At 35.1% G+C, this 25136-nt stretch carries 17 protein-coding genes; 8 read left to right on the plus strand and 9 right to left on the minus strand.

Features of this window, described 5'->3' with window-relative positions; all coding sequences use genetic code 11:
* Window positions 1-267: 267 nt before the first annotated feature.
* Window positions 268-3837: a PD-(D/E)XK nuclease family protein gene (locus ABWU86_RS03315; RefSeq protein WP_353321406.1), complete on the plus strand. Its 3570-nt coding sequence runs from the start codon at window positions 268-270 to the stop codon at window positions 3835-3837.
* Window positions 3837-7559, plus strand: coding sequence for a helicase-exonuclease AddAB subunit AddA (gene addA, locus ABWU86_RS03320; RefSeq protein WP_353321408.1), 3723 nt, complete (start codon window positions 3837-3839; stop codon window positions 7557-7559). Before ABWU86_RS03315 ends, addA begins: the two co-directional genes overlap by 1 nt.
* A gap of 45 nt (window positions 7560-7604) precedes the next feature.
* Here the strand turns inward: addA and ABWU86_RS03325 are convergent, their stop codons facing one another.
* Together ABWU86_RS03325 and ABWU86_RS03330 are read right to left on the minus strand one after the other, a co-directional pair.
* Entirely contained in the window at window positions 7605-8849 is a 1245-nt protein-coding gene (locus ABWU86_RS03325) for an ABC transporter permease (protein ID WP_353321410.1), read from the minus strand.
* Entirely contained in the window at window positions 8842-9738 is an 897-nt protein-coding gene (locus ABWU86_RS03330; protein ID WP_353321513.1) for an ABC transporter ATP-binding protein, read from the minus strand. Before ABWU86_RS03330 ends, ABWU86_RS03325 begins: the two co-directional genes overlap by 8 nt.
* 298 nt (window positions 9739-10036) lie before the next feature.
* Here ABWU86_RS03330 and ABWU86_RS03335 point away from each other — a divergent pair, with 298 nt between their 5' ends.
* Window positions 10037-10429 (plus strand): YjdF family protein, encoded by a 393-nt coding sequence (locus tag ABWU86_RS03335; RefSeq protein ID WP_353321515.1) that lies wholly within the window; start codon window positions 10037-10039, stop codon window positions 10427-10429.
* Window positions 10430-10456: 27 nt separating this feature from the next.
* Here ABWU86_RS03335 and ABWU86_RS03340 read toward each other — a convergent pair whose 3' ends face one another.
* Window positions 10457-11476 (minus strand): YeiH family protein, encoded by a 1020-nt coding sequence (locus ABWU86_RS03340; protein WP_353321412.1) that lies wholly within the window; start codon window positions 11474-11476, stop codon window positions 10457-10459.
* A 205-nt stretch (window positions 11477-11681) separates the two neighbouring features.
* Between ABWU86_RS03340 and ABWU86_RS03345 the strand changes: the two genes are divergently transcribed.
* The gene (locus tag ABWU86_RS03345; protein ID WP_353321414.1) at window positions 11682-11927 is read left to right on the plus strand and encodes a hypothetical protein; all 246 of its coding nucleotides are present in this window, start codon (window positions 11682-11684) and stop codon (window positions 11925-11927) included.
* A gap of 482 nt (window positions 11928-12409) precedes the next feature.
* On the opposite strand, the gene ABWU86_RS03350 is transcribed toward ABWU86_RS03345, so the two are convergent.
* Window positions 12410-13147 (minus strand): amino acid ABC transporter ATP-binding protein, encoded by a 738-nt coding sequence (locus tag ABWU86_RS03350; protein ID WP_053950592.1) that lies wholly within the window; start codon window positions 13145-13147, stop codon window positions 12410-12412.
* Window positions 13144-14586, minus strand: coding sequence for an amino acid ABC transporter substrate-binding protein/permease (locus ABWU86_RS03355; protein WP_053950591.1), 1443 nt, complete (start codon window positions 14584-14586; stop codon window positions 13144-13146). The genes ABWU86_RS03350 and ABWU86_RS03355 overlap by 4 nt, the downstream gene beginning before the upstream one ends.
* Before the next feature lie 396 nt (window positions 14587-14982).
* Between ABWU86_RS03355 and ABWU86_RS03360 the strand changes: the two genes are divergently transcribed.
* Both ABWU86_RS03360 and ABWU86_RS03365 read left to right on the plus strand, forming a co-directional pair.
* Window positions 14983-17079: an ATP-dependent Clp protease ATP-binding subunit gene (locus ABWU86_RS03360; RefSeq protein WP_353321416.1), complete on the plus strand. Its 2097-nt coding sequence runs from the start codon at window positions 14983-14985 to the stop codon at window positions 17077-17079.
* Between the two features lie 103 nt (window positions 17080-17182).
* Window positions 17183-17950 carry a methylenetetrahydrofolate reductase gene (locus tag ABWU86_RS03365; protein ID WP_353321418.1) on the plus strand — a complete coding sequence of 256 codons (768 nt, stop codon included), beginning with the start codon at window positions 17183-17185 and terminating at the stop codon, window positions 17948-17950.
* 63 nt (window positions 17951-18013) lie between these two features.
* Here ABWU86_RS03365 and ABWU86_RS03370 read toward each other — a convergent pair whose 3' ends face one another.
* Window positions 18014-19642, minus strand: coding sequence for a malolactic enzyme (locus tag ABWU86_RS03370; RefSeq protein WP_293793933.1), 1629 nt, complete (start codon window positions 19640-19642; stop codon window positions 18014-18016).
* A gap of 137 nt (window positions 19643-19779) precedes the next feature.
* Here ABWU86_RS03370 and ABWU86_RS03375 point away from each other — a divergent pair, with 137 nt between their 5' ends.
* Window positions 19780-20664, plus strand: a complete 885-nt coding sequence (locus tag ABWU86_RS03375; protein ID WP_293793930.1) for a LysR substrate-binding domain-containing protein — start codon at window positions 19780-19782, stop codon at window positions 20662-20664.
* A 109-nt stretch (window positions 20665-20773) separates the two neighbouring features.
* Window positions 20774-22546: a lectin-like domain-containing protein gene (locus ABWU86_RS03380; RefSeq protein WP_293793928.1), complete on the plus strand. Its 1773-nt coding sequence runs from the start codon at window positions 20774-20776 to the stop codon at window positions 22544-22546.
* Between the two features lie 98 nt (window positions 22547-22644).
* Here ABWU86_RS03380 and ABWU86_RS03385 read toward each other — a convergent pair whose 3' ends face one another.
* From ABWU86_RS03385 to ABWU86_RS03395, 3 genes are read right to left on the minus strand one after another with little or no spacing between them, the layout of a single operon-like run.
* On the minus strand, window positions 22645-23460 hold the full coding sequence (locus ABWU86_RS03385; protein ID WP_293793926.1) for a transporter substrate-binding domain-containing protein: 816 nt from the start codon (window positions 23458-23460) through the stop codon (window positions 22645-22647).
* 11 nt (window positions 23461-23471) lie between these two features.
* Entirely contained in the window at window positions 23472-24215 is a 744-nt protein-coding gene (locus ABWU86_RS03390; RefSeq protein ID WP_293793924.1) for an amino acid ABC transporter ATP-binding protein, read from the minus strand.
* 13 nt (window positions 24216-24228) lie between these two features.
* The gene (locus ABWU86_RS03395; RefSeq protein WP_053950582.1) at window positions 24229-24930 is read right to left on the minus strand and encodes an amino acid ABC transporter permease; all 702 of its coding nucleotides are present in this window, start codon (window positions 24928-24930) and stop codon (window positions 24229-24231) included.
* Window positions 24931-25136 lie beyond the last annotated feature (206 nt).

The raw sequence follows: 25136 nt of genomic DNA on the forward strand, positions 1-25136 counted from the left end.
AATAAAAACCATTCGTGCCGTACATCATAATCATTTATAATTCTCGAAACACTCATACATTTTGTATTAATATTTCGTGTACGATTTAATATACCACAACCGAAAAAATCTGTCTAAGAAAAAGCTTCTTTTTTTCATTTTTTTATTTAAATAAAAAGATAGTGGTTATAAGTGATTTAAATTTTAAATTGATTAATTGAAAAGTCTGAAATGTATAGACGCGTATTATATAATTAAAGTATTAGTTAATGGAAAAGGGGTCTTTAAATGTCACTACAATTTATTTTAGGAACTGCGAGTTACGATCATGAACAAGTGATTATGGATTCATTAAGAAAAGCCATCGATACTAAAAATTCAGATGCTTTTTTCTATATTGTTCCCAACCATATTAAGTTTGAATCTGAAGTGCAAGCTTTAAAGCATTTAAATGTTAATGATGACAACATTTATGCAGAAAGTAAATTTCAAACCTTTTCTATTACTCGACTAGTCTGGTATTACATGAAAAATCATCCAGAATATCAAAAAACACATTTAAGTGAATCTGGCATTAACATGTTGATTTACCAAATTTTACTAGACCATCAAGATGAATTGACCGTTTTTCGTGGTGAAACTGATCAACCGGGTTTTATCCAAAAAATTGGGCAACAAATTGGTGAAATGCAAGCTGGTCAAATTAGTGCAGCCGATTTAAAGAGAATTGTTGATAATAACGACAAAATCAATGCCGGACTTCGCGATAAAATGCACGATTTTATCATTATTTATCGTGGTTTTGAAGAAGCTACGCAAGGTAAGTATCTATATAAATCAGATGTATTGAATCTTTTCTGCCGGTACATAGAAACCAATGAATTAGACTTATCTCACAGTCATTTCTACTTTAATGGCTTTAACCAATTTACCGCCCAAGAAGCTAAGCTAGTGGAACTATTAATTAAGCAGGCGCAGTCAGTAACAATTGGTCTTAATCTAGACCGTAAGTACCCAGATGAATTGCCACAGGGTCCTAGTTTATTCTTTCAATCAGCTAAGTGGTACCACCGTTTTTATAATATTGCGCGCGTAAATAACGTCCCAGTATTAGTGGACCAATTTGCTAAGCAACAACGAGTTAGTGATGATTTATTATCATTGGACCAATTTTGGGCGCAATCAACCGCATTGGGAACCATTGATGACCACCAATTAAAAGACAACACATCGTTGCAAATTTATAAATCTGACAATCCATTTGCTGAAGTCGAATTAATTGCCAGCAAAATCAGAAGAATGGTGGCACAACAAGGTTATCATTATTCTGATTTCTTAATCTTAACGCGTCATTTGGACCGTTATCAAAATGTTTTAAATCCGGTATTTAGTCAAATGGATATACCGGCTTTTAATGATGTCTCAAAATCAATGGCAGACCATCCACTAGTGGAATTAATTAATGCCTTATTTAGTTTGGAAGACGGGGGTCGCAAGTACCAATATCAAAACGTCATGCGTCTATTGAAGACTGAATTAATGCTTCCCAAAATTGATGATGAAAACTATTTATCAATTGAAGACTACCGTAAATACGTGGCCTTAACCGAAAACTTAGTACTTAAAAATGGTTACGAAGGCAGTCGTTGGACCCAAAAAGATGATTGGCAATATGCATGGTTATCCGACGATGACTTTGGCATTACCGCGCAACGTTTCCGTGATATTTCCGAAAAAATTAATGTGATTCGCCACTTTATTAGAGATAATTTCCCACCATTTTTCAAATCAATTAAAGCAGCTAAGACAGGTCAAGAAGCTGCCGGGATTTTATATCAATTTTTAATTAGCATGGGTGTTTCAGACCAATTAGTTAATTGGCGTAATCAAGCCATTCATGACGAAGATCTTGTGAAGGCTGGTCAATCTGAACAAGTATGGCAAACATTTTGTAATTTGTTAGATGATTATGTATCAATGCTAGGCCATCGTGAATTTGCGGCAGCCGATTTTCTAGACTTACTACAAAGTGGTTTTAGTGGTGCTAGTTATTCACAAATTCCATCCACATTGGACCAAGTTGGGATTTCAGAAAGTGGAATCGTTCAAATGAATAACCGTAAAGTCGTCTTCATGATGGGGTCCACTGATGAAGTAATGCCAGATAAGGTCACAAATGAAGCGTTATTTGGTGACGCTGACCGTGATGATTTAAGAGACTTTTTTGCTGACGACCAATACCTTCGTGAAACTTCAGAAAATCAAATGGCTAACGATCCATTTTTGAACTACTTAGACTTTTTATCTGGTAGTGAAAAGTTAATCTTCACATATAGTTTAGGCGATAGTGACGAATCATCAGTCCAAATTTCGCCATACGTGGAACGCATTAAGAACCACTTCAATCTATCGATTAACCATATTGTGAGTCAACCAAGTGCTGAAATGGATGACATAACCGCATATGTGGGAACATATCGCTCAACATTGAGTCATTTGGTACAAGCGAGTCAACATGCCAAACTAACCAATGCTAATTTATCACCCGCTTGGAATTATATTTACCAACAATTGAATCAAAATCCAAATTATAAATTACTCGCTAATAAACTATTGGGTGGGTTGGATTACAACAATACCCCAACCCCATTGAGTCAAGAAATCGTCACCGGTTTATATGGTGAACAAATCAACACTTCAATTTCGAAGTTGGAACAATTCTACAGTAATCCATATGAATACTTCTTACGCTACGGATTAAAACTGAAAGAACGAGATGTCTTCGACTTATCACCAGCTAGTACCGGACAGTTCTACCATGAATCTATGGATAGATTAATGCGAATCGTTAATGAAGAACATATTGATTTGGCAAGTATCGATAATAAAGTTTTGAACGAATTGGTCGATACTGTCGTTGCTAAGATGCTAGAAGACCCTAACGATTTCCAATACACGATTTTAACTAGTTCGCATCGAATGAACTACATTAAAAATCAATTGGTCAAAACTGTTAAACACACGATTAATACGATTCAGAAACAAAGCCAATACACGCCAATGCGTGCGAAGAAAACTGAAATTTCCTTTGGTCAAGTTGGTCGTGATGGTGATTTAGCACCATTGAGTTTTGAATTACCAAAGAGTGCCCAATTAACCACTGCCAAATTAGTTAATGTCCGTGGTCGAATTGATCGAATTGATTCAATGAATATTGATGGCACTAATTATTTAAGTGTTGTTGATTACAAATCTAGTGAACGTAAGATTGATTTCTCAAAAGTTTTTGATGGAACTTCAATGCAAATGATGACTTATATTGATGTGTTAGCACACAACCTAGGTATTATTGATGAAGAAGAAAAGGCTGCTTTAGCGGGAGCAGTTTATATGCATGTTTACAATCCTAAATACAATCGATCCGACGTTAAGTCAACGCTAGAAGATACAATCTTGAAGAAACAAAAGTATGAAGGGATTTTAGTCGATGATGGAAAACTATTGGATAAAATCGATGCTACCATCGCAGATGATAAGTACGGAACTTCCAACATCTTCCCACTATACAAGAAGAAGGATGGTAGCTTTTCCAAGAATAATTCAATCATTCAACCCGATGACTTACAATTGTTGCTAAATCACAATGAAGATTTAATTAAACGTGCGGGACTAGAAATCTTTACTGGAAATGTTGATTTAAGTCCAGCGAAGTTTGGTCCTAATTCTGATGCAATGCAATACACACCATACAAATCAATCATGCAGTTTGATCCATTGCTAAATGAAAACAATTATCGCGAAGTACCAAACTACAAGTTAGAAGACGTACTACGTAATTTAAGAGGGGAGGATAAATAATGGAATATACAAAACCACAAAAAGAAGCCGTTACTGGCCATTTTGACCGCAACGTCTTAGTTTCCGCATCTGCCGGTTCAGGTAAAACGAGAGTCTTAGTTGACCGTGTTATCAACAAGTTAATTGTTGACGGGGTTAACATTGATGAAATGTTGATTGTGACTTTTACCAAGGCTGCTGCAAAAGAAATGCGTGACAGAATCCAAAAGGCACTACGTGAAAAGCTCCGCGATGCTAAGAATAATGAAGAAAAAGCATTTTTAGTCCGCCAATTAAGAAGACTACCGGTGGCCGATATTTCTACCATGGATTCATTCTGTCAAAAAATTGTACAAAATTATTATTACATTATTGATTTAGACCCTAATTTTAGATTGCTAGCTGATCAAACCGAAAGCCAAATGTTAAAAGAACAAGTATGGGATGCGGTTCGTGAAGATTTATATGCTGATGATAAGGATGGTTCGTTTGCTCAATTAACTGATAACTTTTCTAACGACCGTTCTGATGATGGATTAACCGATTTAGTTTTTAAAATTTACGATTATGCTAATGTTAACCAAGACCCAGTCGCTTGGCTAAAAAGTACGGTGGATATTTATGATATTAAAGATGCTGATTTAGTTAGCTCTGATTTTTATCAAAAGCAACTATTACCATTTATTCAAAATGATATCCAACAACAAAAATTATCATTAGAGTCAGCGAAAAAAATTGCTGAAGATAATTTGATGGATAAAGAAATCGCTGCTTTACAAGTTGACATTGAAAAGGTGAATGGCGCAATGCAATTAGTGGCTGAACAACCTTTTGATGATTCTAGACAATCACTAAATGATTTGAAATTTGACCGTTTCCCAAGTGTTAGTAAACAAGCAGAAGATATCGAAAGAGATCTTCATGACCGAATCAAAGGTATTCGTAATGACGCTAAGGAAGGCATTAAAAAAGTCGTTAATAATTACTTTGCACAAAGTGAAGAAGAAAACTTAGCGATTATGGCTGCTTCCAAACGTTTAATTGAAAAATTAGTTACAGTAGTGTTGGCTTTTAGCGATAGCTTCCAGACTGCCAAATTAAAACGCCATTGCCTTGAATTTATTGATGTGGAACATTATGCCTACACCATCTTAGCTGGAATGGGAGACAAGTCTAAGGCGGTTAGAGAGAACTTCCAAGCACAATATAACGAAATTATGATTGATGAATATCAAGATAATAACCGTTTACAAGATGCCATTTTGACTACTTTAGCAAAACCAGAACACAGTAATATGTTTATGGTGGGGGATGTGAAGCAATCAATCTATCGTTTCCGTTTAGCTGATCCATCAATGTTTATTAGCCGTATGGAAGACGACGTCAATGAACACACGATTGTGTTACCTGATAACTTCCGTTCTGCTGAAAATATTGATGATTTCATTAACTTAGTTTTCACCCAAACGATGGATAAAAATGTCGGTGAAATTGACTATATCGGAGATGCCAAACTAAAAGCTGGTGCCAAGTACCCTGATGAATTGGAATCAAATGTTTCCGTTATGATGTATGAAAGCAAGGATGAAGAAGAAGCAGCAGTTGATGAACAATTCCAAGTACAAGACAGTGCCCATGGTCAAATTGAAATGATTGCGCAAAAGATTAATGAATTAATGCAAAAAGAAATGCCGGTCTTTGACCGTGGAGAAGGTAAAATGCGTCCAGTTCGTTATTCTGATATTGCGATTATTTCATCGACTCGTAATAACAACTTAGTATTATCCGATATCTTTGGCTCATATGACATTCCAGTCTTAATTAGTGGTGCGCAAAGCTACTTTAAAACGACTGAAATTCAAATTATGATGGCAATGTTATCTATTATTGATAATCCATACCAAGATATTCCATTAGTAGCGGTGCTACGTTCACCAATGGTGGGGCTAAATGAAAACCAATTAGCTTACTTAAGAATTAATGCTAAAACTGGTGACTACTACAATGCCATTCTTAATTTCTATCAAAATTATGAAAACATGGAACATAGTGAATTTGGTAATCAAGTATTCGATAGAATTAAGACCTTTATGGAACAATTGAAACACTTCAAGGATGTTGCCCAACAACAACCAATCGTGGAACTAATTTGGGATATTTATGAAACCACTGGATTCTTAGATTATGTTGGTGGGATGCCTGCTGGAAAACAAAGACAAGCCAACTTACATGCTTTGTATGAACGTGCTTATGATTATGAACAAACTAGTTTTAAAGGATTATTCCAATTTGTTCGATTCGTTCGTCGAATGCAAGAACGTAACGAAGATTTAGATGAAGCAAATGCAGATGATAATGATAACGCAGTATCCGTAATGACGATTCATGGTAGTAAGGGACTAGAATTTCCAGTCGTCTTCTTGATGGACGCATCTCACAACTTTAACCGTCAAGATACTAAGAAAGACTATGTCTTAAATGATCGTTTAGGATTGGGAATTACCTATACTGACCCAGAAACTAGAATCAAGCAGCCAACATTGCAACGCCAAGTGGTAAACTCAATTGAAAATCGTGGATTGTTAGCTGAAGAAATGAGAAAGCTATATGTAGCGTTAACTCGTGCGGAACAACAACTATTTATCGTTGGTGCCACTAAGCAACAAAATGAACGTAATAAGGTGATTGATGCCTGGAATAAGGCTAATAGTGGTAATGAACTATTAATCGATCCAGCATTAAGAAGTGGCGCTAAGAGCTATATTGATTGGATTGGACCAGCATTAGTTCGTCACCCTAACTTCCGTAATCAATTTGGTGATGATGTCGCATACCAAGGATTGAATAACGATCAAACTTCTTTTGATGTTGAATTTGTGAATGCGAATGATTTAGCACAAAAACACGTGACGGGAGATAGTGATACTAGTCAAAAATGGTTACATCAAATTGCTGATAAAGCCAAGAGAACTAATATCACAGACGTCAATGTTGATGATATTAATCAAGTTCTATCATTCCAATATCCTAATCAAGTAGCGACTCATACGACTGCTTATCAATCGGTTTCTGAAATTAAACGATTATTTGAAGATCCTGATAATGTTCAATTGGATAATTACCAAGATTATCAAGACCGTAAAGTTAAAAGCCGTCACACCAATGCGAAGTTAGCCACACCTAAGTTCATGCAATCAGTGGAAGAACCAAAAGCTACTGATATTGGAACCGCAACGCATTTGATTTTACAAGAATTATCATTGAACCATCGTCCAGATGAAACAGCGGTTCAATCATTATTAGACCGTTTAATTGCTGATAACGTTATTACTGAACCAGTTGGAAAACTAATTAACATTGGTGAAGTTACTAAGGTCTTTGACAGTGAAATTGGTCAAGAGATGTTAGAACACGTCGATTCACTCCATCGTGAAGCACCATTTTCAATGTTGATGAATGCCAATCAAATCTTTGAGGACTTCACAGAACAATCAGATGAAAAAATATTAGTCCATGGGATTATTGATGGTTATATCGAATTAGAAGATCATGTTATCTTATTCGATTACAAGACTGATAAAGTTAAGAGTAACGACCAAGAAAAAGGGATTGAAAAAATTAAAGACAATTATCGTGGTCAAATTAATTTATACGCTGAAGCGTTAAACCATATCTTGCACAAACCGGTTACTGATAAGTACCTATATCTATTATCAATTAATGAAGCCGTTAAAATGGATTAAAAAAATAACCCTGATCATAATTATTCAGGGTTATTTTTTATGGACTTATTTGTTGTTTAAAGATGATCTAATACGTTTGAAGAAGGTTCCTTCCTCATTGTTTAGCATAAATAGCTTGTAAACGTTTGAGAACTTGTAAGTCACAAATGCAATGAAGGCAATCGCAATCAATAGTGAAATAATTCCTTCGAATAGGTTTGCATTATGATTAATTAATCTAATTGGCATAAAGAATGATGATAATAGTGGAATGTATGATCCAACTTGTAAAATGATTGGGTCGGAAGCACCATTATTAATAAAACTAAATGAAAACCCAAAGATAACTGCAATCAAGAATACAAGTGGTTGAGATGATTTGGCAGCACCTTCGACGTTGGCTGAAAGAGAACCACAAATCGCTGCAAGAACGATTGCGATTACGAAACCAATGAAGATGAATAGTAGGTTAATACTAAAGATATTACCGATAAACGTACTGATTAATACGTGTTGGGATGTGAATAGTGAGTTGAAGAATGGATACATATTCAAGATGAAATATGTAAACACTCCGACACCACAGTAAATTGCCATTTGTGTTGACATCAAGGCAATCACAGCGCCAACTTTACCACTGAAGTATGTGCTAGGTGAGACGCTACTGAAGATAATTTCTGAAATCTTGGTACCTTTTTCCTTCGCGATAGTGGTGGACATGATGGAAGCGTAAATTAAGATAAAGAAGTAGGAAATAAAGATTAATACATAGATTGATGATGTATTAGCATTGGATGTTTGATCAGTATTTTGCTTCTTTTCCTTATTAGTGATTGATGATTTAAAAGACGGTTTTACAGATAGTTTCTTGTACTGTTCACTAGTAACATTACTGATTTTAACGTTAAGTTCAGATTGCTTTTTGTTCACAATCGCTAATAAGTCAGTCTTAACGTCGCTATCCAAAGAGATGCTTCCAACAAAATTAACCTTGTATTGATTGTTTTCCTTGGAAACTTTGATATAACCATCAATATTGTCCTTCTTAAGTTCTTTTTTAGCGGTACTTTCGGACTTGATGCTGGTATCTATGGAATCTTTATCTTTAGATACTAGTTCACTTTTAACGCTTGAATCTCCGACAACGGCGAATTGGTAGTCATCAAAATTTTGGCTTGAGCTTGCTACTAATCCACCGATCCCAGCAAAAATTAAGACTGAAATAATTGGTGTGATTAGTAATGTGATGAAACTCTTTGATTTTAAATGGAGTAGGTAGTTTCTCATAAAGATAATATTTAACTTATGCATGTTTTTCCACCGCCTTTGTTCTAAAGATTTCATCTAATGTAGGTGGTTGTTGACTGAATTCTTCGATGTACTCGCCACGACTAACGGCGTCGAAGATTTCCTTACCATATTCTTCATTGGTAAGGGTAATCTTGTAACGATTATGACCACGTCTAACCACTTCACTTACACCATCAAGTTCAGCTAGTTCGTTTAACGACATATCAGTTGTTACAAAGACGTGCTTCTTACCGAATTGGTTTCTGATTTCATCAACGCTACCGTTTAGGACTACCTTTCCGTTTCTAAGCATGACAACGTGATCACAAAGTTCCTCAACGTTGTTCATGTCGTGACTTGAGAAGATGATGGCGGCACCACTTTCCTTAGTTCTAATGATTTCTTTCTTTAAAAGATCAGCGTTAACTGGGTCTAAACCACTAAATGGCTCATCTAATATTACCAACTTTGGTTCATGAATTAAGGTACAGATTAGTTGAACCTTTTGTTGGTTACCCTTAGATAGTGATTTAATTTTGTCTTTTGCTTCTCCCTTAACTTCGAAGCGTTTTAACCATGAGTCGATGCGTGCCTTGACCCATTTTTTGTCGCGTCCCTTTAGTTCCGCAAAATATGTAATTTGATTTTCAATTGTTAGGTTTTCGAATAGACTACGTTCTTCTGGAAGGTAGCCGACTTCGTTGAAGTCCTTAACAGTGATTTCATGATTGTTTAATGTAATTTTCCCATCAAATTCTATAAAACGCAGAATGCTGTGAAAGGTTGTTGATTTACCAGCACCGTTTTGTCCGATTAGTCCTAGAATTTGGCCATCTTTTGCTTCAAATGAAACGTTATTTAAAGCATGGACTTTGGGAAATAATTTGGAAATATTTTCAATCTTTAAGATAAGATCATCTCCTCTGTTTTTATAAGCCTAATAATATCATAATGAAATTCAAATTAAAAACTAATTTTTATCGGTAAAACTAGACGTCTATTATGGTTATCATTATTAAATTCGGTATTAAGAACCGAGGTACTTATCTCAGATAAAAAGATCCTCGATTGAGGTTCTTTTTTATTAAATTAACATTTATATAAAACATCAATAATGATATTATAAGGACATAAATTTATAAGGATTTATCATTTTCTAAAAGGGGGTATTCGTTATAAATAAACCTGTTAAAGGCAAAGCTAACATAATATTCGAACCGCCTTTTTATAGATTGATTGTTGAAAATTACGTTGATGATCATTATGAAGTGGCTAAATTAACTTTAGGGACATCAGAACCATCGGTATATGTTATTAATGATCTTATTAACAAGAACTGGGATAAATTAAAGTTCTATCGCCAATCAACTGATGAAATGAGAATTTCAGATAAGCGGATTAATCCCAAAAGACTACAAAGAATTAGTCGAAAAGAAGTTAACAATGGCATTGGGACAAAAGCACAGATTGCATTAAAAGAACAAAGCCAATTAGAAAAGAAAGCTAGTAAAAAGAAAAAGAGTGAATATTTAAAAGAGAAGAAACAAAAGACCTTTGCTATAAAGCAACAAAAGAAAGCTGCCAAGCACAAAGGACACTAAAAAAGAACCTCAATTGAGGTTCTTTTTTTATGCGATTAATAATTTAATTAAGATTAGTGCGACAATCGTTTGAATTAATCCAACTGAGACACTGTAAATTGCAAATCGTTTTCCGGCTTGTAGAAATGCTTTTAAGTTTAAACGCAATCCAATGGCTGCTAGAGCTATAATTTCACACCATGAACTTAAGAAATGAGCTGTTGCTGATACGAATGTAGGTAGAGTGAATAAACTATTTAAAATACAGAATATTAAGAACCAAAGTACGTACCAAGGAAGGAAATCGATTTTACTTTTCTTGATTTCTTTTTCAATCTCTTTTGTAGTAGATTGCTTTGCTTGATTACTAGCATGCATTTTAGCGAAAACAGTAACTACTACCACTAACATGATAATACGCATGATCTTGAAAAGAGTGGCGTATTGAACGGTTGATTGGTTTACCATCGTAGCACTGGCAATTACTTGACCCACTGATTGAACGGTTCCACCGATTAATGCCCCTCTAAGTAGATCGACATGACCAAAGATGATAGTTCCTAGAACTGGTAATACTAACATCATGACAGTTCCCATTAAGTTAACAAGGGTGATGCTCATACCAGCATCATCATCAGAAGCATTAATTACTGGTTTGATTGATGCAATTGCTGATGAACCGCAAACAGCGTTTCCACCAGCCATACAAAGATAAATTCCTTCTCCGAAGTGAAGCCACTTACCAATTAAAATGGCTGAGACTATGGTAACGGCCATTTGAATAATAATGAAGATTAAACCAGACCAGTGTAGTTTTAAAATCGTTTGGAAAGTAATGGTTAATCCAAGTAGCATAACTGAATATTCCAAAAGCCGTTTTTCGGCAAATTTAGTTCCAGCATTTAAGATTGGTTGAGTTAAAAAGGTGTTACCTAGGAAAATCCCTAAGATAATCGCAATTGTTGCTCCACCAATATTGGGGATGTAAATAGTTAAAAATTGACTAATAACAGCGATTAAACCGGCTGTAATAAAACCAAAACTGCGTTCTTTGATGGTTTCTAACATATGTAAAGACTCCTCTATAAATAATATTTTTATTATAACACTTGATTATGATTATACAAATGTTGATTTAGCAATGTTTATAATGATTTTAAACGTTTGATATAAATAAAATAAAATCGCTAATACATCCATTTACAAGTGGTATCACTTTAATAATCGCTATAAATCACGTATAATAATAACTAATAGGAGTGATTACTTATATATGTGGAATATAATTGCGATTCTTTTAGTAATTTTTGCAATATATCAAATTGTCCGCAATCTTTTAGATGGCGGGATCGTTAGAGACGTCTTAAACAATCGAGAAAATGTTGAACGAATTAGACAAATGATTGCTGAAAATGATGACGATAACGAGGTAGCGGAACAAATTAGAGATGAATTTAATATTCGTCGCTTTTATCCAGCTACAAAGATTTTAAGTAGTGTTAAGAAAATGAAACATTAACTGATGAACTAGTGCTTTTCAGCACTAGTTTTTTTATTGAATTTTTTTGAGTTAAATGGTTGACGTTGATTAGAGAATGAGTATAATTACATTAAAAATCAATGAGAAAAGAAAGGAGGCGAACGCCATGGCAAGCATTGAAACAATGGTTAAAAATCCGAAGGAGATGAGTGTAATGGCAAGAGATGAAACATAAAGACATATAGATAGATGACAGTTTAAATTGAAAAGAAGATGATAAAATGTCAAGAGATCAAGTAATTGAAAAAGTAATTAAAAATAGAATTCAAACCTACGTAACCGAAGTCGTTGTGAGCACCGGTGAATTACTGCGAAACGTAGGGTCAAAAATTAAATTAGCAGCAGAACTTTCAAAACCCACATCAGAATGTTAGGAGGTAAGTCCACCATTTTGTTAAGCGTTTTATCTCACAACTAAAAAAACCTCAACAGGATTTCTGTTGAGGTTCTTTTTTAGTTAACTAGACTTCTAAAACTTTTGATAAGAATGATTTTAGACGTTCGTTACGAGGGTGGTTAAAGATTTCGTCTGGAGTACCTTCTTCTTGGATAATTCCTTGATCTACGAAGACAACTCTATCAGCAACTTCTTTAGCGAAGCCCATTTCATGAGTAACAACAACCATTGTCATACCGTTATCAGTAGCTAGTTTCTTCATAACGTTTAATACATCACCGACCATTTCAGGGTCTAGAGCTGATGTAGGTTCGTCGAATAACATAATGTCAGGGTTCATAGCTAATGCACGAGCAATCGCAACACGTTGCTTTTGACCACCTGATAGTGAGTTAACAGGAGCGTCGAATTTGTTTTCCAAACCAACGACTTGTAGTAACTTCTTAGCTTGTGTTTCGGCTTCTTCCTTTGAAAGCTTACCTAATTCAACAGGGGCTAGCATAATATTTTTACCAACTGTTAGGTTGTTAAATAGGTTAAAGTGTTGAAAAACCATTCCAATTTGTTCACGTACTTTATCGATGTTAACACCTTTTTTAGCAATGTCAGTTCCATGAACGACAACTGAACCTGAAGTTGGTTCTTCTAATTTGTTTAAAGTTCTTAGTAATGTTGATTTACCTGATCCAGAAGGACCGATGATAACAACTACTTCGTTATCTTTAACTTCTAGGTTGACACCCTTTAATACGTGGTTGTCAGCATATTGTTTGTGTAAATCAGTAACTTTTATTTTACTCAAATTTTAGCCCTCCTTTTAACCCAGTTTGATAGCCAAGTTAGTAAAGTAATGATTACTAAGTAAATGATAGCAACCATTGCCCATACCTTGAATCCTTCAAGGTTTCTGGCGATGATAATCTTACCAGTTTGAGTAAGTTCCAAAATACCAATAACAGATAGGATTGAAGTATCCTTCAAAGTAATGATGAATTGGTTAATGAATGATGGAACCATTAACTTAACACCTTGAGGTAAGATAATCTTTCTCATTGACTTACCAAATGGTAATCCAAGTGAGCGAGCGGCTTCCATTTGACCTTTATCAACTGATTCAATTCCACCTTTAACGAATGCAGCAATATATGCACCTTCATCTAACATCAAGGTGATAACCCCAGCAACGAATGCAGGAATCTTAGTACCAGTTAGGGTAGGAATACCAGTGTAAATGAATAAAGCTAATACTAGTAGTGGCATACCTCTAAATAGGTAAATAACTGTTGAAGATAATCCACGGAAGAACTTAATTGGTAATACACCAAATAGTCCGAAGATTACCCCAAAAATAGTAGCAAACACGATGGAAATAATAGTTAACCATAGAGTTTGTAGGAAACCTTCCCATAGAAAAGTCTTGTTTTGTTTTAGGATACCCCAGAATGAGTGAGTATCTTCAGCACTCTTTTTAACATTTAAGTACTTGTCTAGAATCTTTTGGTATTGACCGTTCTTCTTTAAGTTAGCAAGACCAGTGTTGAATTTCTTTAATAGTTCAGCGTTGTGACCTTTTTTAACCCCGAATCCCATTGGAGTACCTTCAGCAGGTTTGGTAACAACTTGTAGCTTAGTACCTTGAGTAATAGCGTACTTTAATACAGGTTCGTCATCAAAACAAGCAACTGAGTTACCAGTAAGCACGTTTTCGTAGACGTTACTTGAATCATCAAAAGTTGAAATGGTGAAACCATATTTCTTTTGAATTGATTGTGCATATTGAGCACCGGTAGTACCAGTCTTTACGGCAACGTTTTTACCACGTAAATCAGAAAGACTCTTAACTTTGCTGTTTTGAGCAACAGCCATTACAACTCCTGAGTTGTAGTAAGGTGTTGAGAAATCAAATGATCCCTTACGTTCAGGTGTAATGGACATACCAGCAATCATACCATCAATTTGGCCTGATTGAACGGCTTGGATAGCACCGTTAAAACCGATTGGTTTAATGTCGACTTTAAAATGTTGGTCCTTAGCAATGGCCTTCATAAGGTCAATATCGATACCAACATATTTATTGTTATCGTTTGCGTATTCAAATGGAGGAAATGTAACATCCGTTCCAATTTGATAGGTCTTTTCAGCAGCACTAGATTTTAGTGGAGCTGCGAATAGTCCCAATGCAACGATGATTCCGGCAGTGAAAGCGATCAGCCAGCGGAATGCTTTTGAATGTTGCTTCATTAGAAAAACCCCTTCTCATGTAAATTCTTTTCCACGTTACGTTTCATAACATTGTATAAAGATATAATACCAGACCCTGCTATAAAAGTATATTTAGAAATCACAATTTTTTAAAATTTTTAATTTTACATGTAATAAGATATAACATGGTATAATTCGAAATGTTATTGGTCAATAAAAAGTCAAAAAAATTTTACTCTTAAAAATGCTATTATATCAATGGTTTTTAACTATTTTATAAAAATATGGTCAAAAAAGGTCAAAAATATATTGCATTATGTAAAATAGGTGATAATATAGATTATGGATAAAGGATGAAAGAAACAAAGATAACATCCTTATCCAATATGACAGCCGTGAAGGCTGACAAATTTATAAAGAAGGCAGGGATGCACTATGGCAAGAAGTCCATTTGATCCATTTAACGATGATTTTGACAGAATTTTCAATCAATTTATAGGAGACGCTGGTAGTAGCAATACCCAACGTCGTTACATGATTAACGGTCAAGAAGTGACCCCAGAACAATTAGAACAACTAAGAAAAAGTGGTCAACTAAGTAATGGCCAAGGTAATACTCAACCAAAAACTACTTCTAATAAAGAAGGGATTTTAGACAAGTTAGGTCGTAATCTTACTCAAGAAGCTCGCGACAACAAGTTGGATCCAGTAATTGGTAGAGACAAAGAAATCCAAGAAACCACTGAAGTTTTATCAAGAAGAATTAAGAACAATCCTGTTTTAGTAGGAGATGCTGGAGTTGGTAAGACTGCAGTTGTAGAAGGATTAGCGCAAGCAATTGTGAATGGTGATGTACCAGCATCAATTAAGAACAAGGAAGTTATTAGCATTGATATTTCCGGACTAGAAGCTGGAACTCAATACCGTGGTAGCTTTGAAGAAAACATTCAAAACTTGATTAAAGAAGTTCAAGCTAAAGGCAATGTGATCTTGTTCTTCGATGAAATTCACCAAATTTTGGGTGCTGGTAACGCCGGTGACGAAAGCGGATCTAAAGGTTTAGCTGACATCATCAAACCAGCATTATCTCGTGGTGAAATCACTGTAATTGGTGCTACTACTCAAGATGAATACAGAAACACTATTCTAAAGGACGCAGCATTATCTCGTCGTTTCAACGAAGTGCAAATTAAGGCACCAAGTGAAGAAACTACTTTGGCAATTCTAAAAGGGATTCGTCCTTTATATGAAGAACACCACAATGTTGTTTTACCTGATGAAGTCCTAAAAGCTGCGGTAGACTACTCTGTTCAATACATTCCACAAAGAAGTTTACCAGACAAGGCAATCGACTTGGTCGACATGACAGCTGCTCATTTAGCTGCACAACATCCAGTTGTAGATCAAAAGGCAATTGAAGATGAAATCGCAGCTGAAAAGGATGCACAGGCACAAGCCGCTGAAAAAGAAGATTATGAAGCAGCTCTAAATCACAAGAATAAGATAGAAGAATTACAAACTCAAATCGACAACAAGAGCGATGAAACTAAAGTAACAGCAACTATCAATGATGTTGCAGAAGCTGTTGAAAGATTAACTGGTGTTCCAGTTGCTAAATTGAGTAGTAATGATATCGAACGTTTGAAGACTATGGGCGACCGTCTACAAGGTAAGGTTATCGGTCAAGACGAAGCAGTTGCAGCAGTTTCTCGTGCTATCAGAAGAAACCGTGCTGGTTTTGATGAAGGTAACCGTCCAATTGGTTCATTCTTATTCGTAGGTCCTACCGGTGTAGGTAAGACTGAATTGGCAAAACAATTAGCTAAGGATATGTTTGGTAACAAGAACAACATTATTCGTTTAGACATGTCAGAATACTCTGATGTAACTGCGGTATCAAAATTAATTGGTGCTTCAGCAGGATACGTTGGATACAATGACAACAATAATACTTTGACAGAAAAGGTAAGAAGAAACCCATACTCAATCGTATTATTGGATGAAATTGAAAAGGCCAACCCTCAAGTTTTAACACTTCTATTACAAGTGCTAGACGATGGTCGTTTAACTGACGGTCAAGGAAATGTGGTTAACTTTAAGAACACAGTTGTGATTGCTACTTCAAACGCTGGATTCGGTAATGAAACATTGATTGGTGACAAAGATGAAGATAAGAAGTTAATGGATAAATTATCTCCATACTTCCGTCCTGAATTCTTAAACAGATTCAATGCGATTGTTGAATTCTCACACCTAACAAAGGATGACTTGAAAGAAATTGTCGAATTAATGCTAAGTGACGTTAACGCAACTTTAGCTAAGAAAGACATGGATGTAGTTGTATCTGATGAATTTAAGGATTACTTAATCGAACAAGGATACGATGAAGCCATGGGAGCTCGTCCACTACGTCGTGTTGTAGAACAAGAAATTAGAGACAAGATTACTGACTTCTACTTAGACCATGAAGACATTAAGCACTTAAAGGCTGATATGGAAGATGGTAACGTAGTGATTAGTGAAAATAAGTAATTGAAAAAGACACCGCTTTAAGCGGTGTCTTTTTTTGTGTGCATCGTTAAAAACAAGATAGTAGGATATAATTAAACTATCAATTCAGCCAAAGGAGATTCGCATGCCCTTACAATATTCTTTTGAAATTACTCCCAATATCGATCAAGATAACCTCGATGGTTTATTAACACTGCATCCGCAGTTTATTTCAATTACCGATCGCAATCACGATATGGATAATTTAATTCAAAGTATTAAAATTGCTGATTATGTTCACGCACATTCTGATGTAGATGTGATGATTCACCTCACTGGAATTGATAAAGACTACGATACCGTTAAACAGATGATGGATTTAATGCAAAATCATGATGTTAATGATGTATTAGCATTGCGAGGAGATAAGTTATCACAAAATGATTCCGCAATTATCTTTTCGCATGCAGATGAGTTAGTTGAATTTATTAAAAAAGAATATCAACATGTAAATATCGCAGGGACTTGTTACTTGAATAGTAACGATGAAGAATTGCATTGGCTAAAACACAAGGTAACTAAGGGATGTACTAATTTAATTTCGCAGTTTAGTTTTGATGTGAACGATTATGTTGATTATTTAAATCGAACTGATGTTACAACGCCAATTTGGTTTGGTATCATGCCGGTCATCTCAAAAACACAAACGCAAAAGATGCTGGATTTAACTCATGCGACCACTCCTGACAAACTAATTGCCTTGATGAACGCATCAGAAGAAGAGTTTGGTGAAAAGGGAGTTATATACACTGCTGAGATGATTAATAAGCTTGAACAAGCCGGTGCTAACCATATTCATCTTTATTCTCTCAATGATGCTGAAAACACAAAACAAATTATTGAACAAATTTAAACCACAAAAAAAGACGCCATTGTTCGGCGTCTTTTTTTACACACATCATCTTTAAAAGAGAGATTAATACTTAGGTTCCCACTTAGTGTCTTCGATAGCTTTGTCAACATCTTTGATGTCTTCGCGGGTAAGACCACGTTTTACAGCACTATCGGCAACGGCCTTAGCTACAGTAGTTGAGAATTGATCCAACTTAGAAACTGGAGGTAAGACAGCAGCACCTGGTTTGTCAGTATCGACAATACCACCAAGTGAGTGGGCAGCTGCAGAAATCATTTCGTCATCTAGGACAGTGGCAGTAGCGGCAATCGCACCAAGACCTAAACCAGGGTATACTAACGCGTTGTTAGCTTGACCGATTTGGTAAACAGTGCCATTGTATTCAATATCGTTAACTGGGATACCAGTACCGATAAGAGCTTTACCGTCAGTCCATTTTAGTAAGTCTTCAGCCTTAGCTTCAGCCAACTTAGTTGGGTTTGAAATAGGGAAGATAATTGGACGTTCAGTGTGAGCAGCCATTTCCTTAATGATTGATTCGGTAAATGAGTTTGGTTGAGTTGAAGTACCAACTAAGATAGTTGGGTGAACTTCTTTCACAACAGCTTCTAGAGTAGTTAATGAATCTGGGTTAGCAAATTCATCACGACTTCTAGCAAATGGTTTTTGTTGAGGAGTCAAAGTATCGTCGTCATCGAACAATAGACCTTGCTTATCAACTAGGTAGAAGTGTTTCTTAGCTTCTTCTGGATCCATACCTTGTTGTACGAATTCATCGTAAACACGTGAAACAATACCAGTACCGGCTGAACCTGCACCAAATGATACGTAAGTTTGGTCCTTCATTTCTTCACCAGAAATGTTTAGGGCACCTAATACACCGGCTAATACGATAATACCAGTACCTTGGATATCATCATTAAATACAGTGTACTTGTCTTTGTATCTGTCTAAGATGTCAGCAGCGTTGCTACGACCAAAGTCTTCGAAATGTAAGTACATTTCTGGGAATAGACTTTCAGCATCTTCTACGAAAGTATCAACAAACTTGTGGTATTTTTCACCGTAAACACGTTCGTGACGGTTACCTAAGTACATTGGGTCCTTAAGTAGTGATTCGTTGTTAGTACCAGCATCTAAAACAACTGGTAATACTTGGCTAGGGTCAATTCCTGCAGCAGCAGTGTAAACCATTAGCTTACCAACAGCGATATCAACACCGTTAGTAGCCCAGTCACCGATACCTAAGATACCTTCAGCATCAGTAACTACGATTAAACGAATGTCGCGACCTTCAGCAGCATTCTTTAATGAAGTTTTGATTGAATCTAAATCATCATCAATTGATAGGAATGTTGCGTTTTGTGGTTGAACGAATAGTTCACTGTAGTTTTCGATAGTTTCAGCAATTGTTGGATCGTATACGATTGGCATAAATTCAACAACGTGTTGTGAGAATAACTTGTAGAATAATACGCGGTTTTCATTGAATAAAGTCATTAAGAAAACACGTTTTTCTAAATCTGAAGGTTTAGTTTGGAATTGAGCATAAGCTTGATCCACTTGTTCTTGTAATGTTTGAACGTATGGTGGAAGCATTCCTTCTAAACCAAGTTCTTTTCTTTCTTCTTTAGTAAATGCAGTACCTTTGTTCTTGAAAGGATTGTTTAAAATATCATATCCAAAAGACATAGGACTTACCTCTTTTCTTAATTAATATCTAGATATTAATACATGATAGTTCAGATAGTCAAAAGTTAGTGTTATAATAAATATAATTTATATCTAAAATTAAAACCCTTTTAAATCAATGCATGGAGGCATTTTTTATGAACACACGTGATCTTGAATATTTTATAAGCTTAACAAAATTAAAAGTTTTTTCTAAAGTTGCTGAAGAATTTAAGGTCAGCCAACCAACCATTACTTTTGCGTTGCAAAGATTGGAAAAGGAAATGGACACTAAATTAATTATTAGACATAGAACTCATGGTGAACTCATTGTAACCGATAGTGGGAAACAATTGTTAAACCACGCTCAAGCTATCATCCGCCATTTTGATGTTGCGAAGCGCAATATAGCTAATTTAAAGGCAAAAAAAATATCGATTGGATTGCCACCAATTATTGAAACTAGATACTTTCCACAAATTGCGCAATTTTTAAAAGAACGCAGTTTGTTAAATAACATCATTACCTATGAATATGGTTCTGAAACAACTAAGGAATCATTAAAAAATGGAGAATTGGACTTAGCGCTATTAGGTTCTAATAACCCATTAGATGATCCTTCAATCGAAACAGAAGAAATTGAAAGAATTCCATTCTGTGCATATGTTTCTAAAAACCATCCACTAGCTAGTGAAGGTAAAATACATTTTGCCGATTTAGCGAAAGAAGATTTTATTTTGTTCAAGCAAGGGTTTGTTCAAAACGAATCATTTAATCAATTAGCAAAACGAAATGCATTTCATCCTAACGTTATTTTTAGATCAAATGAAAGCAATAACATTATGAGTTTGATTAAAAATAATGTCGGGGTTGGATTCTTTAATTCATTAGTTAATACTCCAGAAGGAGTCGTAAAACTAGATTTTTTAGATGAAGACATGCCTATGTTTGTGACTAACTTAGTTTATCTAAAATCACATTACTTTAATGATTTTCAAAAGGAAGTATTGGAAGTAATTAGAGAATCATTGAAACAAAAATAATTGAAATAAACCTCCAAAACTCTTAATTAAAAATTAAGGATTTTACTAGTGAAATGATATCAGTAAAATACTACAATTTACATATGAACTCACTATGGAGGTATTTTTAATGGTATTTAATAAAAATCAAAAAACAATATTAAATGTTAATAATAATTCTAAAACCAAAAAAGTTGCCACTGGACTCGTGGCGCTAACTCTTCTAGGAGTCTCATATGAAAATGTTGTTAACAACTCTCAGAATGTTAACGCTGCTTCAACATCGTATGATGATTCCTCAATTTCAAGCAGTGATTTGAGCAGTCCGAATCCTGTAACTATTAATATCAATAAAGATAATTTTTTGAATTATTTCGAACTAGTAGGAGATGCATCTTATAATCAAAGCACTGGGACTATTACCCTTACGCAAGATGCTCAAAATGAATCTGGTGGTGTTACTTTAAAAAATAAAGTATCTCTTACTAGAAGTTTTTCAATCACTGGATCCATTTATGCTGGTAATAAGTTAGATACAGAAGGTGGAGCTGACGGGTTAGCGATATTTTTCCATCCAAATCGTGTTGGATTCCCAATTAGTACTGGTGGTGCGGTTGGAATGTATCAAGTTCCAAATGCATTTGGATTTAAGGTAGATACTTTTTATGACAAACGTGATGGAGACCCTACTAATAATAAAAATCAAGATGTTTTAGACGGTCAAGGGGCATCTCCATTTGGAGCATTTACCTACACTAATGATTCTGGACAAGTAGAACAATTAGAACATGAGCCCACAGTTAGTTATTTAAATAAAGATGATTTCTTAAACAGCAAAGCGGATTTCGTTCCATTTATATTGAGATATGATGCAAGCACTAAGGAATTTCAAATGGTAATGGATGGATATACTTGGACAAAAGAATATACAGGTTCTTATAGTGATTTAGCATTAGTCATTAGTGCAGCGACGGGTTTAAGTCATAATTTACAACAAGTAAGACTAGATACATTTTCATATTCAGCATCACCAATATATTTGGCACAACAAAAGTCAATGGATGCTTTGAAGAATGAAGCACAAAATGTTGTTAATACAATTAATAATGATAGCAATCTATCTTCTGATCAAAAGCAACAACAAATAACTAATATTAATAACGAGTTGCAAAAAGGATTGGATAATATTCAAAAGCAAACAACTGTAGACGATGTGCAATCAGTTGAAAATAAAAGTAAAACTGATATTGATAATCAATATCTACCTGGTCATCCAGCGCAAAGTTCATCAGATAACAGTGCTAGCTCAAGCTCACAAAGTAACACAAGCAGCTCAGCGCAAAGTTCATCAGATAACAGTGCTAGCTCAAACTCACAAAGTAGCACAAGTAGCTCAGCGCAAAGTTCATCAGATAACAGTGCTAGCTCAAGCTCGCAAAGTAGCACAAGTAGCTCAGCGCAAAGCTCATCAGATAATAGTGTTAGCTCAATCTCACAAAATAGCACAAGTAGCTCAGCGCAAAGTTCATCAGATAACAGTGCTAGCTCAATCTCACAAAGTAACGTAAGTAGCTCAGCGCAAAGTTCATCAGATAACAGTAATAGCTTAAATGCACAAAGCAATGCAAGTAGTTCAACACAAATTGTATCTATTAGACCAAACCACACCAATAGCTCATCCGGTACCGGTAATAATAAAGTGGACAATCACTTTAATGACGGATTTAAAGATCATAGGAATAATCGTCATAAAGTTAAACACCCATCAATTGATAAAAATGAAAAATCATTACCTCAAACCGGTGATCAGACTAACAAAAAATCATTGGCAATTGTTGGTTTGATAATTGGATTGATCGGATTAGGAATGGCTACGATTGGATTTAGAAGAAAAAATAAATAATAAGATCTAAAAAAGGACTATTAAAGTCCTTTTCCTCAAAATAAATAGGTAAATAAAAAAGCCACTCATTAATTTGGATGGCTTTTTCTTATTTAATATTAATCTTGCTTTGTAGTGATGTCAGAACCAAAGTACTTCATTGAAAGTTTCTTCATAGTGCCGTCTTTTCTTAGTTCATCTAAAGCTTGGTTGATTTTCTTTGTTAAAGCAGATGATTTCTTGTTTAACATAATAGAAGTTTCAGCAGGAGCTTGTAGTTTAGTAGGTACATCGATTTCTTTTAGACCCATTGTTGAGTTGTGTTTTGCGAAGTATTTCCATGCAGGAACTGAGTTCACAGTACCATCAGCTCTACCTTGTTGAATTAGTTGGTAACCAGTAGCGTTGTCAGGAGTTGATGAAACGTTAGCACCAAACTTCTTAGCAACAACGGCATTATCGGTACCAGCACCATCAACGATGTTCATTCCTTTGATATCCTTGATACTCATCATCTTGCTATCGCTCTTAGTGATAAGTGTGTAGTATGAGTAAGCATATGGTTCTGAGAACTTGTAAAGCTTTTCTCTTTGTGGAGTAACAGTCATGTTGTTCATAACAGCATCGTATCTGTCACTGCCTAGACCAGCAATTAAACTGTCCCATTTAGTTTGAACAAAGTTAACTTTTAAACCTAATTTCTTAGCAACATCAGTAGCTAAGTCGACTTCAAAACCAGTTAATTTACCACCTTGTCGGTATGAATAAGGTGCATAAGTACCTTCTAAACCGATAGTAAGCTTGCCACTTTGAGTTAAATCAGATTTGTAGTCTTTTGAATTTGATGAACTGTTACCGCATGAAGCTAAGATAGCTCCAGTACCTAATACAGCAAATGCAACAGTTAGTGATTTCATTAATTTGTTGAATTTCATGATAAATCTCCTTAAATATTTTGTAATGTCATCGCTGCTAAGAAATCTTTAATTCTTTTGTCTGTTGATTCAAAGAAGTCTTTAGTATCACCATCAAAGCCAACTTTACCATCTTCGATAAAGACGATTTTATCAGCGACACGTTGAGCAAAAGTAAGATTATGAGTAACGATAACTAGTGATTGTTTTTCTTTAGCCAATGCTAGTAGTACCTTTAGGACTTCTAATTCAATTTCAGGATCCAAAGCGCTTGTAGGTTCATCTAGCAAAATATATTCTGGATGCATTGCAAGTGAACGAGCAATCGCAACACGTTGTGCTTGACCACCAGATAATTGACTAGGATAAGCATTTGCTTTATCCAACATGCCGACCTTCTTTAGTAGTTGTTCAGCAGTTTCTTTAGCTTCTTCCTTTGTCTTGTTGAGTACTTGGACTTGCCCTTCCATTACGTTTTTTAAAACTGTAAGATGAGGGAATAAGTTAAAGCTTTGAAATACCATACTGGTTTTTCGACGAATATTTAATACAGTTTTAGAACTGATTTTTTCAGAAAAGTTTAAGCTTAGGTCGCTAAAATCATATTCACCAGCTTCAGGTGTTTCAAGTAGGTTCAAAGATCTAAGTAGTGTGGACTTACCAGAACCGGATGGTCCAACAATTACCGTAGTCTTATTTTCTGGGAATTGAAGGGAGATGTTATCTAAGGCATGTTGATTATCAAATGTTTTAGATACGTTTTTTAAATTAATCATTTAATACTCCTTTCTAATTACTTACAGAATAACGAGAAACTCGTTTTTCTAGGTAACTTTGTAAAATAGTAAGAACACTACAGATAACTGCGTAGATAGCAGCTACTAAAATGTACATAATTAGTGGTTGGTAGTTTTCGGCAGCGATTTGTTGACTGACTTCAAACATTTCCACAATCGTAATTGAAGCGGCTAGTGAAGTATCTTTTACCAAACCAATGAACTCATTGGATAAAGGTGGAAGTGATACTCGACTAGCTTGAGGTAGGATAATTCTCCAAAGCACTTTACGCTTAGTCATACCAAGTGAGTATGCTGCTTCCCATTGACCATCAGGGATTGATAAAATCGCACCACGAATAGTTTCAGAAGCGTAAGCTCCAGTGTTAAGAGAAAAAGTAATGATCCCAGCTACGATAGGAGTCAATCTAATTCCGTCAGGTAAAATTCCCGCAATTCTTAGGTATGGAAGGCCGAAGAATACGATGAATAATTGAACCAAAAGTGGGGTACTTCTAAATAACCAAACATAGAAATAGAAAATGGCTTTGACGATATTAAATAGCCCACCGCGAGGAGAAATCTTAACCAAAGCAGTAATAACAGCAATGGTTAGACCAATAATAAATGACACAATCGCAATTGGAATGGTATAAGCAATACATGCAGCAAGCAATTGCGGTGTAGAGTCACGAATAATTTCCCAAGCACTCATATTTTGTCTCCTTTGTTTTCTAACTAAAAAAGCATTGGAAATGCATATTTAAATCCAATACTATTTTACACTATTTAATCGTAGTTTCAATTAATTTGTACACAAAATAATCGAAATTGTTAACAACTTCTAAGAAGTCTATTAAATAGCGGGTAGTTAATGATTAATTTAATACTATCAATCAATAAATTAGGTGTCAATTAAAA

Origin of the sequence: Apilactobacillus pseudapinorum (genome assembly GCF_040369555.1) — a bacterium.
GTDB lineage: Bacteria > Bacillota > Bacilli > Lactobacillales > Lactobacillaceae > Apilactobacillus.